General features: G+C 67.2%; 18 protein-coding genes. 1 reads left to right on the top strand and 17 read right to left on the bottom strand.

Going from position 1 to position 14,201, the window contains the following annotated elements:
• Positions 1–101: 101 nt before the first annotated feature.
• The 4 genes from ACF09C_RS27055 to ACF09C_RS27040 all read right to left on the bottom strand — a co-directional run bounded on the left by ACF09C_RS27055 (position 102) and on the right by ACF09C_RS27040 (position 2,811).
• Complete coding sequence (locus ACF09C_RS27055) at positions 102–227, bottom strand: hypothetical protein (protein WP_392095094.1); 126 nt, start codon at positions 225–227, stop codon at positions 102–104.
• 160 nt (positions 228–387) lie between these two features.
• Entirely contained in the window at positions 388–1,458 is a 1,071-nt protein-coding gene (locus tag ACF09C_RS27050; protein ID WP_392095092.1) for a hypothetical protein, read from the bottom strand.
• A gap of 250 nt (positions 1,459–1,708) precedes the next feature.
• Positions 1,709–2,062, bottom strand: coding sequence for a hypothetical protein (locus tag ACF09C_RS27045; RefSeq protein ID WP_392095090.1), 354 nt, complete (start codon positions 2,060–2,062; stop codon positions 1,709–1,711).
• Positions 2,047–2,811: a hypothetical protein gene (locus tag ACF09C_RS27040; RefSeq protein ID WP_392095088.1), complete on the bottom strand. Its 765-nt coding sequence runs from the start codon at positions 2,809–2,811 to the stop codon at positions 2,047–2,049. Before ACF09C_RS27040 ends, ACF09C_RS27045 begins: the two co-directional genes overlap by 16 nt.
• 370 nt (positions 2,812–3,181) lie before the next feature.
• Between ACF09C_RS27040 and ACF09C_RS27035 the strand changes: the two genes are divergently transcribed.
• Entirely contained in the window at positions 3,182–3,799 is a 618-nt protein-coding gene (locus ACF09C_RS27035; RefSeq protein WP_392095087.1) for a hypothetical protein, read from the top strand.
• Positions 3,800–3,984: 185 nt separating this feature from the next.
• On the opposite strand, the gene ACF09C_RS27030 is transcribed toward ACF09C_RS27035, so the two are convergent.
• The 13 genes from ACF09C_RS27030 to ACF09C_RS26970 all read right to left on the bottom strand — a co-directional run bounded on the left by ACF09C_RS27030 (position 3,985) and on the right by ACF09C_RS26970 (position 14,152).
• Positions 3,985–5,688, bottom strand: a complete 1,704-nt coding sequence (locus ACF09C_RS27030) for an NAD(P)/FAD-dependent oxidoreductase (RefSeq protein ID WP_392095086.1) — start codon at positions 5,686–5,688, stop codon at positions 3,985–3,987.
• Complete coding sequence (locus tag ACF09C_RS27025) at positions 5,685–6,200, bottom strand: hypothetical protein (RefSeq protein WP_392095084.1); 516 nt, start codon at positions 6,198–6,200, stop codon at positions 5,685–5,687. The genes ACF09C_RS27030 and ACF09C_RS27025 overlap by 4 nt, the downstream gene beginning before the upstream one ends.
• A gap of 894 nt (positions 6,201–7,094) precedes the next feature.
• Positions 7,095–8,330, bottom strand: a complete 1,236-nt coding sequence (locus ACF09C_RS27020) for an MFS transporter (RefSeq protein ID WP_392095083.1) — start codon at positions 8,328–8,330, stop codon at positions 7,095–7,097.
• Positions 8,327–8,845, bottom strand: a complete 519-nt coding sequence (locus ACF09C_RS27015) for a regulator (protein WP_392095081.1) — start codon at positions 8,843–8,845, stop codon at positions 8,327–8,329. Before ACF09C_RS27015 ends, ACF09C_RS27020 begins: the two co-directional genes overlap by 4 nt.
• The gene (locus tag ACF09C_RS27010) at positions 8,842–9,639 is read right to left on the bottom strand and encodes a winged helix-turn-helix transcriptional regulator (RefSeq protein ID WP_392095079.1); all 798 of its coding nucleotides are present in this window, start codon (positions 9,637–9,639) and stop codon (positions 8,842–8,844) included. The genes ACF09C_RS27015 and ACF09C_RS27010 overlap by 4 nt, the downstream gene beginning before the upstream one ends.
• 41 nt (positions 9,640–9,680) lie before the next feature.
• Positions 9,681–10,094 carry a hypothetical protein gene (locus tag ACF09C_RS27005; RefSeq protein WP_392095077.1) on the bottom strand — a complete coding sequence of 138 codons (414 nt, stop codon included), beginning with the start codon at positions 10,092–10,094 and terminating at the stop codon, positions 9,681–9,683.
• A gap of 10 nt (positions 10,095–10,104) precedes the next feature.
• The gene (locus ACF09C_RS27000) at positions 10,105–10,554 is read right to left on the bottom strand and encodes a hypothetical protein (RefSeq protein ID WP_392095076.1); all 450 of its coding nucleotides are present in this window, start codon (positions 10,552–10,554) and stop codon (positions 10,105–10,107) included.
• The gene (locus ACF09C_RS26995; RefSeq protein WP_392095075.1) at positions 10,551–11,033 is read right to left on the bottom strand and encodes a hypothetical protein; all 483 of its coding nucleotides are present in this window, start codon (positions 11,031–11,033) and stop codon (positions 10,551–10,553) included. Before ACF09C_RS26995 ends, ACF09C_RS27000 begins: the two co-directional genes overlap by 4 nt.
• 104 nt (positions 11,034–11,137) lie before the next feature.
• Positions 11,138–11,485, bottom strand: coding sequence for an SH3 domain-containing protein (locus ACF09C_RS26990; RefSeq protein ID WP_392095073.1), 348 nt, complete (start codon positions 11,483–11,485; stop codon positions 11,138–11,140).
• A 149-nt stretch (positions 11,486–11,634) separates the two neighbouring features.
• The gene (locus tag ACF09C_RS26985; RefSeq protein ID WP_392095071.1) at positions 11,635–12,435 is read right to left on the bottom strand and encodes a hypothetical protein; all 801 of its coding nucleotides are present in this window, start codon (positions 12,433–12,435) and stop codon (positions 11,635–11,637) included.
• Positions 12,402–13,106, bottom strand: coding sequence for a hypothetical protein (locus ACF09C_RS26980; protein ID WP_392095069.1), 705 nt, complete (start codon positions 13,104–13,106; stop codon positions 12,402–12,404). The genes ACF09C_RS26985 and ACF09C_RS26980 overlap by 34 nt, the downstream gene beginning before the upstream one ends.
• Before the next feature lie 18 nt (positions 13,107–13,124).
• Entirely contained in the window at positions 13,125–13,604 is a 480-nt protein-coding gene (locus ACF09C_RS26975; RefSeq protein ID WP_392095067.1) for a hypothetical protein, read from the bottom strand.
• Positions 13,601–14,152, bottom strand: a complete 552-nt coding sequence (locus tag ACF09C_RS26970) for a DUF4913 domain-containing protein (RefSeq protein WP_392095553.1) — start codon at positions 14,150–14,152, stop codon at positions 13,601–13,603. The genes ACF09C_RS26975 and ACF09C_RS26970 overlap by 4 nt, the downstream gene beginning before the upstream one ends.
• Between the last annotated feature and the right edge of the window lie 49 nt (positions 14,153–14,201).

Here is a 14,201-nt window from a genome sequence, read left to right as displayed (position 1 = left end):
CGAGCGGGTCGAAGGATCTAGTTGCAGGCGGCCTGGAGCGGGCCGGTGTCGGATGCGCCGCGTACGGTGGGTGCCCGATGCAGGGCGGCTAAGAGGTCATCTCATTTGGCCAGCTCGGTAGGCTGCGGGCTGTGGTGGGGGTTGTCGAGCGGCTGGTGCCGGACGAGCTCCAGCATCAGATACGGGCTCGGCGTCGCCGCGAGCAACGCCCTGTAGTCAATGATCACGGGATACCGGCTCCTCATCCCGGGCGCACCCCAGCCGTCAACCTACGCATTCACCCAGCCATCCACGCTCGAGCCATCCGGGCTGCTGCCCGAGACCGGAAGACAACGAGTGGCGAACGCCCCGGACCGGCCATGGAGGCACGCCTTGCTGCGCTGGAGGTCATGGGTTTGCGGGCCCCTCGCATAGCTGCTGGTCGGTGCGGATCGTTACCCAGCCGCTCTGGTTTCCCTGATCGTCGGTGGCGCGGAGGGCGAAGTCATGGATGCCCGACGCGAGGTTCGTCACGCCGATTGTGCTGGTCACTATGGTGTCTGGGTGGACGTTGTACGGGGTCCAGGTGCCATCCGCATTCAGGTGGTACAGCTCGTACTGGGTGATCGGGTTCGCCCCGGCCGCCGTCCATCTCAGGGTGGCCTGCTCGGGAGTGGCGCCGCAGGCCCACGTGGGGTTGACGAGGAACGGCGGTAGCTGTGCAAGCTCCTGATTGAAGACCAGGAAGTCGTTCAGCCGTCCGGCCACCACCTCCGTCTGCACCGGTGACAAGGGGCACCGTTTCCGGGTCAGGGACACGAGAGTCTTGGCGGCATCGTGCGCGCGCAGGTCAGCCCGGCCGAGGTAGGCGCGAAGATCGGTTTTCGCTTCCCCGAGCTTTGTGTCAATGCACATCGCCAGAGACAAGTTGAGAACTCGCTGCCCGGTCATGCCGGTGGCTCCGCTGATGTTGAAGTCCTCAGCCGCCTGCTGCGCGGAGATGTTGTCAGCCGTGGGAGCCGGGAAAATCGTGTTGTAGTCCTGGGGGTCGGTGGTCGGTTGCTGCTGCGGCCGGTCGGGGGACAGATACTGCAGGGACTGTGCGGCGGGAACCAGTGTTTCGCGCGGGCAGGACGCCTTCGCGAATCCGAGAATCAGAGTCGATCCGGCACCGTAGGTGAACGGCGGCAACCTCAAGTTCCCAAGCCCATGGGACCGCCCCCAGGGAGTCTTACCGATCCCCCACACCAGCCCTCTCAAAACGGCCTTCGTGGCAGTCTTATCGACCTTCTCCTCAGTCCAGCTGTACTGCTCGAAGCGTCTGCATAGGTCGATGTCGGCTAGCTGCGAGGGCGCACGGACTGGCTGGGCGACAGCGGCGTTCGCCATACCGACTGGGGCAGACAAGGCGAGAACGAGTCCCGCCGCGAGAATGCTCCGATGCACGAAGTGCCGGTGCAGGCGGAGAGTGACAGACATGGCCTCAGTACCCTTCGGACCACGCGATAAGCGGGTGCAGGGGACGCGTCCATCTTGATTTTACCGTTCCACGTCTGTGCCCGCGCCATTGGAGCCGGACCCCGCAGGATCCGACTCGGGCATCCTCAGTTCTACCCCGGCCCGCCGGCCCAGCACTGCCTCGGGAGCTGACCTGCAGTCGGTTCGTCCCAATGGCCGCTGAACAGCACCTTCGATGAAATCTGGTCGACCTGGACGCACCGTGAAGGGATCACAGGCGAGTGACATCGACCGAAGCAGCAGCAATCGCTCTGCAGGACCATGCCGCTCTCTGGAGGATGGGGGAAATCCGCGCGAGCGACGTGGTGAATGCCGCCGGTGATGCGCTCGTCGCCGGACTCGACACCCCCGGCCTTCGATGCTCGCCGCCTGCACGCGCGCCGAGGCGGACTACGACGTCCACGACCTGCTTCCCGCAGCACTCGACGAACTCGGCCTCGCCTTCTATCCGGTGGGCAGCGTGGCCGGTCAGGAAGCCGCCGCCCGAGCCCTCGCACGCCGCATGCTCGCCGGAGAGCTCACGCATCTGGAGTTCACCTTCCGGATTCATCAGCGCCACGGACATGAGCTGCCCCTTACCGAGCGCCTCGCTGAGCTCGACGACGAGTACGACATCCTCGAATACGGCGACAGAACCGTGGACCAGGTCAATGCCGAGGTCACCGCCGAAGCCCGCCACTTCGCAGCCCGCCCCACGGTTCCCGTCAAACCCACGGATTCGGCCAGCTGATACACACGGAACGACCCGCGAGTTGCCGCTGAACAGACTTCGGTTTTCCTGAACCCACGGACTTCGCGCGGCAGCTTTCCCGCCAGCGTCGACGCGTCGGTGCAGCCGGAGACTTCGAAACCGATAACCCCCAGGCTGAAGGAGGCGCGCTTGAAGGTTTCGGCCCCGATGGCAGCCAGCCATTCGTCCATCACGTCAGACCTGAAGAACGGCCGACCGGCCCAGAAGGCAAGGCCCGCCTGATCCAGCGCACTGACGGGGACGTAAGAGTCCAGCCAGTCGCTGCTTTCATCGCCGCCCCGGATCGCCACACAACCGCAGACGACCAGTTGGCCCGTCGGCAGGCGGACCTGACCGTGCAGGTGTCCGAACTCGGTGAGTGATCCCACTGTGCACGGCACGGGATCCTGCTCCTCGGGTTCGATGTCTCTCCGCCCGAAGCACCCGTGAACGTCTGCGGCAAACCACAGCGCACTCAGGACGGCTTGAATCTGGGCATCTTCACTCGACCCAACCTCGATGGCCAGCTCGTAGTAACCGATGGACCAGTTGGTCTGGTCCCGGAAGGCGGCAGGACTCGTCATGGCGTGATCATGGGGCAGAGCCGTCCCTCAACGCCCCCCGCATTCAAACGCGCGGCCGGACCAATTGAGATGACCTCTAAGAACGGCGGCGGCAAATCCGCAACAGCCGCAGCAGCGGCCCGCCAACGGGCCCGCACACGATGGCTGGGGAGAAACACAACGGCGACAACGCGGCGCCGGTCCGCGCGCAGCCTTGCTACCGAGGAGGCATTCCGGGCACGCCTGCAGGAGCTGAACGCCACGCTCCTGGAACCGCAGTGGCTCCCTGGAACTGCTCGACTGGCTCGACCAGCACGGCATCCCTCTCGGGGAGCTCACACAGCCAGGACTCGAGACGTGGCTTGAGGAGGGGCCTGAGAAGCGTCGTGCGGTGCGTGCCTTCATCGCCTGGGCGACAGGCCGGGGCCTTGCCGGCGAACTCGTAGTCCCGCGGGCCCCCATTGCCGCACCCAGCGTCTTCAGCACGGACGAGGACCAGGCCGAACAACTGCACCGGTGTCTCGGCGACGATGCGCTGCCTCTCGATGTCCGCACGGCCGGCGCCCTGACACTCCTCTTCGGGCTTCAGCACACCAGACTGCTCGAACTCACCCTGCACGACATCATCGACGACGGCACGGTGGTGGCACTCAACCTCAACGGTCATCGCCTTCCGCTGCCGCCCGAAGTCGCCGAGCTGGTCCGCGCACTGCGCGACCAGCGCCAGAAAAGCTGGCACCTCGACCAGACGGCCAGCACAACACCGTGGTTGTTCCCCGGGCAGGAGCCCGCCCGTGCGCTCGGAGCCACCTACCTCTACTTGAAGCTCCGTCGACACGGCATCGCACTCCTCGCCAGCCGAAACAGTGCTCGTCTCGCGCTTGCCACCGACCTGCCCGCATCCGTCCTCGCCGACTTCACCGCCACCAGCATCAGCAACTCCACCCGCTGGACCGGATACGCCAAGCGGGACTGGCTCGACTACATCGCCAGCCGCAAACAGCGCTGATCATCTCCGCCGCATCCAGCAACACCACACGCTGAGTCTGAGCTAGCACTCCGCCAACAGAGGCCGCCAGATTTTGAGTCTGATTTACACCATGTCTACATTCCGTCGTACTGGCGGTCGCGCTGTCACTGGCACAGCCCGGCGATAAGGGAGATTGCCCGGCGGTCGCCCGCTATTTCGAGGTATTAGCTTGCCGCCTCTTTCGCGTCATGGATGAGCTTTCGCAAGACCCAGGCCTGGCTTTCTTCGTCCTTGAGGATCTCCTGCCACGTGTCTTTCAGATAGCGCTCCATCGAGGCAACTGCCGCCACGCCCTGCCCTACAGCCTGGCCGACGCGGCCATGCGCTTTGATCCGCACATCGCCTGCGGCGAACACTCCTGGGGCGCTGGTGGCGAACATCAGTTCACCTTTGGGGTCGAGGTAGGCGTCCGTTCGAATGAAACCTCTATCGAGCTGGATATTGACGAAATTGTCGCCTGGGTCGTTCTCACCTTCCGTATTCAGCCAGCCCGTGGCGGGTTTGCCGCCAGCCAGTACGAAAACTTTGGCGGCCGGAATTTTCTCCCCGCTGGAGAGCTCGACGTGTGTGAGGTGGTCGTCGTTTCCGATAAATTTGTTGACTGTTAGTGGAGGGCTCTTGAACTCGATTCCTCCATTTCTATGGAGAGCGGCCTGCAAATGGTAAGACATGATCACTTCTTTAGGTGCAACGGTTACGAGCTCCGCCCCGCAGGCATTGAGAAGCAATGCTGCTTGGCCCGCAGAATCTCCCCCGCCGACAATGACGATGTTCTTCCCTACCGCCGTGACCGCGTCGCACTTTTCCATCCCATATTGGACTTCTCCGCTTGCGGTAAACCGCTGCTCGCTTAAGGCTTCCGGGGAGTCGGGGTTGTTGAAAATGGACTCAGGCTGCCGTCCGCAGGCCAGGAGCACCATGGCTGCCGACGCTACCGCACCTCCGTTGCCAGTTTTCACATCAATCAGGTAGCGGCGGCTATGCGTAGGGTCCTTTCTGAGCCGCGCAGCTGTCCAGTTGGGCCTGATGTCAACCTTCAGTAGGGCCGCCTGCGCAACGGCGAGCTTGAGTAGCTTCGTCCCGGTGACTCCACCAGGAAATCCCAGATAGTTCTCGATCAGGTTGATCGACATGACCGCGTTGCCGCCCGGATACTCCCCTCCGATGACTAGCGTGCTTAGGCCGGCGTTAGCGCTGGCGCTGATCGCTGCGGACAGGCCTGCAGGGCCAGCGCCCACGATGACCAGGTCATATTTGCGGTCAGATCTAGGTGGGGTTTTGATGAGTCCCAGTTCGATGTATAGGTTACTGGCGGTTGGGTTAAATTCCTTCCCTAGTCCGACCTTGGCTGCAATGTCGGGCCCGTCTTCTTTAGTGGTCCACTGGTATGGAATCCCATGACGCAACAGAAACCATCGCAGGCGGATCGCCCTCACGGTTTCATGAGGTCCTTCAAGTCGCAGCCTCACGCGTGCTGGAGTCCAATCGAAGAACGACTGTTCTACCTGTTGTTCAAACTTCCCCTCCGACTCGAGAGAGTGGAAGATTCCTTCATCCAAGTTTTGATGAAATTCGTGCTTCTCGGGCAACGGCTCCACTCCCGCTCGGCCGTTGCACCCTTGAACCTTGGCCTTGATGCGTGCCTGATTAAAGTCGGGCTGGAAGAATACGCATACGAGCCGCTGGAACCACGGTTGTCGGCAGGCAGTATCGAGCTCGTTGAGTTGGATCCCGATGACCTCGATACTGCCGGCACACCATTCTTCAACCTGTTCAACGAGGCGCTTCCGAAGCCTTGGGCGAGAATGGATGACAAGGATGACCGGCTTTTCAGTGACCGTGGCAAGTCCCGATTTCTCTTCCCTCACCAGCCGCCTCCCAGTTGGTAGAGCTTGCCGACTCGGACGGAGTCGGCGCCGGCCGCGCAGGGTCTGAGCGTAGTGACGCAGACGTGGTCGTTGGCGCCGTTAGGAACCCACCTCTGCGTACCGAGAAACGTCGACGTCCCGGCCACTATCCAGACGAACCCGAACGTCATTCTGTAATAGCCGGTGCCGGATGTCGGCTGGAAATAGATCGCGGGGATCTTCACTTCAGCCTGGTTCGCTGCGAGTTGGACCACGTACTGCTTCTGAGTAATGGTCACCCAGGCCTGTCCGTTCCACCGCTCGAGGAAGTAAGTTGCGACGATCACCTGGGCGCCGGAATGAGCGGGGCTGCGTTGCGCCGTCGCACCAACAGAGCTGTTGAACGTGAGGGTCGTCGGCTGCCACGCGTACGCAAGATCGGACACGCTCACCTGCGGCAGATCCACAATCCCGGGCTGGCCGTCCGAATCCCCGGGGGCCCATGCGCTGGCGGGCGTGGCCGCGCAGGCCATACCGATGAGGAGAACCAGTATGAGGCCTAGCAGGCCGAGAGTGACGGGGCCAGCGCGAGGCGAACATGCGGCGTCAGCTCGACAATCGAGGGGGGGATTCCTTCGGAGGATCATGAGATCTCTCCCCGTTGTGTCGTCCCGGGACGGGCGTTCCCACCGTTAGCGTGGTGGAAGCCTGCTAGTCACCGACCGCTGGGCAGTATGCGGAAGCGCTCGAAGCCAGAGCCACAGGCCCACTGATTGCCGACAAGAGGTCGAGGCACACTGCCCGCCCACCACGAGCAGTCCAGCAGTCACGATCATGACTGCTTCTGGTTCCCCGCTTCATTGCGCCTCCATGCGAAGGCTGTGGGCTCTCTTCCAATGTGCGCCCCGGCGCCCTGCCCCGCATCTGGATGTCTCTGGATGCACATGCGGGGCAGGGCATCCTCGGGCCTTGACCTTGAATCCTTGACACGGGCTATGCCGCTGGGGCAAGCGTAGTTGGTGGTGCGACGAAGGCTGCCTCGAAGGCGATCGGACTGCGATGTCCGAGGCTGGGGTGGCGGGCGTCATCGTGCTTCATGACCACGGGACATCCGTTCTCCTAGACCATCAAGATCCAAGTGTCTCGAGTGTCCAAGGTCCAGGGTCAATGCCGTGAAGATCTCAGCCGTCGACGCCGCGGACGAAGCTGCCCTGGTTGCGGCTCTTGGGGTTGGCGTATAGGGCCATCGCAAAGAGGTCTGACGCCGCCGCGTCAGCCGTCGCCGGGTGTACGCACCTCGACAGGAATACGACCGCTGCGGAACAAGTGCTCTCCGCCAACAGTGATGGTGCGACCGCACGCAGGGTTCGGGCCGAGAGCGACAGCGGGCATGGGGTTCGCCACAGGCTGGGGAAAGCGTGGCGGGGTCAGGCGTGCAGGGCGGGATCGGTGCGCAGGCGGGCGAAGGCGAGGAACAGCCCGAGGGCCTGAAGGGCGGCGCAGGCGGTGATGACGTGTCCCAGTGCCTCGGGAGGGGTGAGCGCGGTGAGCACGCCGGCGACGGGGAAGGGCAGCAGGAGGATGAGGATGGTCGCCGACAGGGTGCTGCCGAACTTCTCCGGTGGAATGAGGCGGGAGCGCAGGGTGCGCAGGACCACCGTCATGCCGCCTTCGCCCGCCATGAGGAGGGCGACGAGGATCAGGTAGGAGAGGTAGTCGGGGGCCTGGGCGGCGGCGAGACAGGCGAGCGAGGCGAGGGCGGCGCAGGCGGCGCCGACCGGCCACAGGCCCAGGCGGTCGATCGCGAACCGGCAGATGGTGACGGCCAGGAGCGTCGCTCCGGCAGCGGCGGACCAGACCAGGCCGACGGCGGTGGTCGGCTGCCCGTAGTGCTGGACGACGATCACGGGTCCAGCCGCTTGGAAGAGACCGGTGGCCAGGTTGGACAGGGTCAGCCCGGTCACGAGCCAGCCGAGCGCGGGCAGGGAGCGGATGGTGCGCCATCCGGTGAGCAGGCCGGCGTTCGTCTGCCCCTTGGGCAGTCGGGCCGGCGCGACGGGCGAAGGGGGTGTGCGCAGGGCGAGCAGCGCGGCGAGCAGCGAGAGCGCGGTGATCACCGCGAGCATCTGCGGCGGGCCGGTGAGCAGGAGCAGTCCGGCGAGCGCGGGTCCGGCCAGGGTCGCGGTCTGGTCGATCCCGAGCAGAACGGCCTGGACGCGGTGAGCGCGTGCACCGGCTCGGCGGCCGGCAGCGGCACCCGCGGTCTCGGCCGCGATGTAACTGAACTCCGTCAGTACGCCGGTGGTCGCCGCGAGCGCCATCACGGTCACGCTCGCCACGATGCCGGACGGGTGCAGGTAGAGAAGAACGGCGCCGGCGGTGAGGGCCAGCGCTCGTCCCATGGAGGCGAGGTGGAAGACGACGGATGCTCCGCGCCGGTCGACGACCGAGCCGGCCCACCCGAACGCCGCCAGTCTCGGGATCCACTCCAGGGCGAAGGCGGCGCCCGTCAGCGTGGCGGAGCGTGTGGTGGCCAGGACCAGGAGGGGGATGCCGTAGGTGGACATGGCGAACGCCAGGGCGTCCGCCGTGCGCGGCAGGTAGATGCCGCGCATCAGCCCGGCGGTGTGGCGCGCGTGCCGGGGTGCGACCGCTACGCTCACGCGATCGGCTCGGGCTCGGGCAGCGCGGTGACCTGCGGATTGCTAGTCAGCCACTGGAGCAGCAGGGCGCGAAGACGATCAAGGTCCGTGTCGGGCTCGGAGCCACCCACCAGCTCCGTCGCCGGAGAGGGGAAGCCATCGGCCTGCCCGGTTCCGAGCGCGGACGCCAGGAGTTCGAAGGTGTACCGGACGCGGCTGCTGAAATCGCTGACCGGCTGCGGACAGTTGTGGCGGCGGGCCCATCGGGCGGTCGCGTCGTAGAGGTCGGCCAGGGCCGAACCGGGCTCGGTGAGTTCCAGGCCGATGCCGGGAACGGACCGGACGAGGCCGTGGTCGCGGGCCGTCTCGGTAGCGCAGCGCAGGTGGTGTGGGGACAGGTCGTGGAGGATGCCGGCCAGTCGTCGCGGCGGTATCGCCCCGTTGTCGTCGATCTCGGTGATGAGCCGGACCAGTGGCGGCGAGGCCAGCACAGCGGTGGTCTTGTGCAGTTCGGCGGAGGTGAACAGGGTGGTCATCGGCGCGGGCCTCCCGCCGGGATGGCCGCCATCGGGCGGGCGGGCGTGGCGTGGGAGAAGAGGTCGCGGTTGTGCCACGTCGGCCGGGTCTGGTTGCTGACCCATCCCTTCGGCGCGGGCGTCGTCTGGGGGTGCCCCCAGACCGGGTGCTGGCCGGCCTTGCTGAGGGGCTGGCCGGCGGACCACGCGGACACGGCTCCGAGAACGGGCCCCAGGCCGTCGCCCGCCGCGGACAGCCGGTAGGGCCGGCCGATCCCGTCGGTGTCGACCAAGCCGTCGGCTACCAACTGCCGTAGCGGCGGGTAGACGTTGGTCCAGTCACTGCTCGGCATGACGATCCTGGCCAGAGCCCGGCCGCTCACTTCCCCGCGCTGCTTGAGCACCCACAGCAGGGCGGCGGCGTGACGCCGGGTGAGCAGGGTGAGGCTGTCCTCGACCTGCTCGATCACAGGCAGCGGGCGGTCCGGCTTCTCCAGGTGCTCCTCGGCCCAGGTGACGATCACCGGCAGCACCGGCAGCAGGGCGGCACCACGGTCGGTGTGGCCGTACGTGACGTGCCGCGCGGTGTGCTCGGTGCGCTCGACGAGCCCGGCGTCGCACAGCGACTTGAGCTTGGGGTGGAGCTGGCCACTCTGCAGCCACGGCACCCGGGCCGCCAGCTCGCTGTAGCGCAGCGGCGGCCCGGAGAGCGCCAGCATGATCCTGACGTTCCAGCGCGGAGTGATCATGGCAAGGGCCTCGGTGACCCGGGCGATGTCGGCGTCAGTGTCGGGAGGCAGAGCGGTGATGGCCAAGGGAGGAACTCCTGGGTGGGAAGAAGGAAATCGCCTGCAGGTCAGCGGCTTCGCGTCGTGCTCTGAGCCGGTCGGGGCGGAGCCGGTACGCGCGGCGCAGCTGCCGGCGGGGAAGGTGCCGGGGCCGAAATACGGGTCAGGCTCTGCAGAACGGCAGAGACCGACTTGGTCTGGGCGTCGCGGGCGGCAACGGCTTCGGCGAGCCGACGGGCTCCGTCGAGGAGGTGGGAGACCTCGGGCCGGTCGATCTGCCGTTCCGGGTGGAGGAGCCGGGCGAGCTGATCACGGTGGAAGTCGATGCTGCGCTCGGCGAGGGCGACGTCGGCGTGCATGCCGAGCAGGGCGGCCAGCATGCCGGGCGGCTGGTCTCGGGCATGAGCCTCAAGGTCGGCGAGCGGCGCGCCGTACAGGTCCTCGATCCGTCCGGCTATCTCGGTGGACGTCGAGTGGGGCAAGCGGGGGCTTTCACGGTCGGCGGGCCCTTGCCACCCCGGCACGCACGGGTACCGGGGCGGCAAGGGACGGGGGCAGGGCGGCGGCGACCACTGGCTGCGCCGTACGGACGGGGCGGGACTGCTGATCGGGTGGTGGCATGGCGCGCAGCAACTGGCCGATCGCGGCGCGGTAGCCGTTGCGGGCATCGAGCGCCGCCTCCAGCCACTGCGCGTCGAAGCGGAGGTCACCGGCTGACAGCTCGCCCATGTCCCGGTCGGGTGCCATCGCCTCGTGCACGCGGTCGCGGACGCGGGCGACCTGCTCCTCGGCCAGGGCGAGGAAGGAGCGCAGCTCCAGGGCGCGGGTCAGCGCGGGAGGGGCATCGGGCCCGGTAGCCGTCGCGTGCAGCTCGGCGATCGGGGCGCCGAAGACCTCCTGCAGGCGGCCGTCTGCGGTGCTGGACTTGAGCCGGACGCTCACAGTGCGGCCCTTCCCGCTCGCGGCACCGACGCCGGCGCAGCCGCGGGGCGGTTCGGAGCGCTGGTCTGGATCGCCGGGCCCTTGCGGGCGCCGCGATCGAGACGGGCGAGGCGTTCGGCAGCGAGGCCCTTCTTCCCTGGAGCGTCGGGATCGAGAAGCCACCGCACGACCTGGGCCCGGCCGTCCCGTGCCGTGACGGCCGCGTTGACGCGCTGGGCGAGGCCCATCGTGGGGTCGTCGATCTCACTGGGCTGCGTTTCCAGCGCGGCGAGGAGGTCGTCCTCCGCTCGGTCGAGCACAGCCTGGGAGTCGACGAGATGGCCATGCCACTTGACGACCTCGGTGGCATCAGGGTTCGCGGTCGGCGCGACGGCGACTGCGGCCCTCAACTGATCCATGCCCATTCCGAAGTGGGCTTCGATCCGTTCGGTGAGGACACCCACGACATCCGCAGTGCCATCGGGTATGTCATCGGACAAGGGGAACTCCTTCCGGAAGGCGACACCTGGAAATTCAGGGGCAGGGAATTCACGAGAGGCCGGCAACCCGGCTATGGAGTGGGCGGGTTACTGCTGCGCGTCTGTCAGCTGAGGCACATGCGGACGTCTCGGTAGACGTACGTGCCGGATACCCAGCCCTTGACGCCGGTCGTCTTGTCTGTGATGTAGAGCCAGTTGCCGCTCTTCTTGTGCACGGTGAACTTGTGGCTCTTGTAGAGAACGCCGAGGGCCGTGGACTTCGTAGTGGCCTTGGACCGGATGGTGACGGCTGCGGTGTGCACCTCGTACGGCAGCGGCGGCAGGTCGTAGCAGCTACTCGTAAGGGCCGCCGGCGCGGCGGCGGGTGCCGCGCTGGCGGTGGTGGCAGACAGCACCGGCAGCGCGAGTGCGCCGAGTATCGCAGCGGATACGGCAATTCGGGTGGAGCGCATGCGGAAGAAACCTCCGTAAAGGCATAGGGATGGCGTGGGTGGCCGCTGCGGGCATTGGCCCGGCGGCTGCAATAAGAGTCCGGAGAATCGCCGGTTTGGCTAACCGGCGATCGTCGGCTATGTTTCGCCGCTCTCGAAAGCCGTGGCGCTCAGCGAGAACGGCCGGACGGGTGTGCAGCAGGGCCCTTCGGCAAGTCGGCCGGGCGTGTGACTGCGGCTGCCGGACGGACCGGCGGGAGAGGACCGGCATCGCCGTCGAGCCGGTTGAAACACCAGCGCAGGGCCTCGTCCTTGGTGTCGAAGCCGCCCTCGCGCAGGGTGTGGGTCCACGCGTCGGTGTCGACCTCTTCGACCAGGACGCGGAACGGGCTGGGGGCCCGCTCGTCCAGAGCGCGCAGCGCCACGACGGTGAACATGTCGTCCGGGTCATCGCGGGTGTAGGAGTAGCCCATGGCGTAGTGGTCGCCGTCGCTGGCGAGACGGCGCTCCAGGGCGCGCGTCGCCTCGTCCGCCGCCGGTGGCCCCAGCTCAGGATCGAGGCCGATGGCGTCGGGCTGGCAGCCGCGGTGAATGAGCCAGGACTGCGCCATCGCGGGCAGCGGCAGCCGTTCCCCCTCGAAGGTGAACGTCCTGTTGTCCCGGTCCCGTTGCAGGTGCAGGGCCATCAACTGTGGCATACCGGGGATTCCCCAGGTGACGGAGCCATCGAACAACGCGTAATAGCTGTGCACCCCGTCCGCGGAGTGGTGCTCGGCGAGGGGCATGAGCATGTCCCGGCCGACACCGACCTGGCGATCGAAGTCGAGGAGAACCTCTTCGTCGGCGTCGAAGTCGTCCAGGCCGAAATCAACGACGGGGATGGACTTCCGGCCGGGCGCCGGTTCGGTGGAGGACAACAAGAGCCTTTCGGTGGGATTCAGCGCCGCTGTGCCGGTGCGGCGGACGGCCATGCCCCAGGTCGAGCCGGGGGCTTCCGCACCTGCGTGGTGGTGGGCGGCCGGTGGGCGGCGAACAGCGCGGCGCGGCCGGCGTCGGTCAGAGCGACCGGCTGGCCGGCGTGCAAGGGGTGGCCGAGTTCCCGAACGACCAGGCCGGCGTCCTCCAGCTTCCGCACCTCGGCATACGGGATGCGGGTGCCGGAGGCGACGGTCACGGACAGCCGACCGGTCAGCAGGTGTTCGTAGAGCTTGGCTCCGCCGGCGATGGCGAGCAGTGCCGCCTGGTCGTCGGTCGTGAGCGTTCCTTCGCCGCAGGCTGGTGCTGCGGCGGCGGCCTCGATGGGTTCCAGGGCCGCGAGCACCTTGCAGGCGGCAGCGTCGCGTGCGTCGGTGGCCTCCTCCATCTGGTCCACGGTGCGGTCGACGCGCTCGAACCAGGCGGTGTCGACGGGGAACTCGCCGCTGGAGAGGCGGTTGAGGAGCTTGAGGTAGAAGGTGACGCTGGTCTGGGTCTTGGCCAGCTCGCGGTGCTGGTCGACCAGACGGGCGTGCGGTTCGTCGAGGACGCCGCGGTCGCGGTAGGCCCACAGCGTGTCGATGTCATGGCCGGTGGCGGCTTCTATTCGGTGGTCGAGCGGAGAGACCGCACGCCGGGCTGCCGCCGGCGCGGGTTCAGGGGGCATAGGCGACGCTCCGTGCGTTCAGCGGGTGTGATGGTGCGCGGGGTTCTGCGCAGGGCGGGGCAGGCCCGGCATACCGGAGAGCGGCGGACCGGGCCGTGGTACGGGAGCTCGGGTGGTCAGCTGCGGGGAGCGCGAGCGTGCTGCGTGGGTGCGGGCGCTCAAGGGCCGGCGGGTCATCCCCAGACGGCGGCCGACCTCGTCGTAGACGTCGTTGTCCGCGCGTGGCCGGACCGCGACGACGTGGATTTCCCGCTGGTGTGTGGATTCCACGGGCGCGGGGCGGAGGCCGTAGACGACGCGCCAGTCCTTGCGGGCGTCCACGAACAGCTTGCGGTAGCCCTCCAGGTCTCCGGTGAGGCGCAGCCCGAAGCGCTGGGCGTTCACGACTTCCTGCAGGTAGGCGAGGGTGAGGTCGCGGATATCGCTGGGTGCCTGGAGGAGGTCGGTCAGGGCACGGGGGTCGAAGCTCAGGCCGAAGGCCGGCTGTCCCGCGCTCATGACGTCGACTCGTCCGGCTCCGCGGTACCGGCGGCCTCCGCTGCGCTCGCCGATTCCGTACGGGCGGACGGCGGCGGGCCGGGCAGCAGGCGGTGCGCGGGCCGGTCGGGAGAGGTCATGCAGGCCGACAGCGGGCCACCTGGTGCACGAATCGCCGCGATGGCGTGGGTGAGGAAGTCCCTGTGCCATACGAACATCCCGGCGAGGCCGGCGTCGGGTTCCTTGTGCTGCTGGTAGGCGAGCCACAGGGCGTGCAACCAGGCGACGACGTCGTCGTGCTCCTGCCACTGCAGGCACCAGGGTGCCGCGGTGGTGACCTCCGACCCGTAGACCGGGAGGAAGAAGTCGTCCACCCAGTCCGACAGGGCGTCCAGCTCGTCCTCGCGCTCCTCCCCCGCGAGTTCCAGAATCGGGCGGGGCTCCGGCGGCGCGGCGGGAGGCCGCCCGCCGAACCCGGGCATGCCGAACGCGGCGAACGGCGATCGGTCCGGGGCCGGAGCGGAGGCGAGATGGTCGAGCTGCCGGGCCTGCTGTGCCGACTGCTCCATGAGCCGTCGGACGCTCGCCTCGATTCCCTCCAGCTGCGGGTCCGGAATG

It is taken from the genome of Streptomyces sp. NPDC014870, assembly GCF_043081505.1.
Lineage (GTDB): Bacteria > Actinomycetota > Actinomycetes > Streptomycetales > Streptomycetaceae > Streptomyces.
Note: the sequence above shows the minus strand (reverse complement) of the source record. Positions and strands in the feature narration are given on the sequence as shown.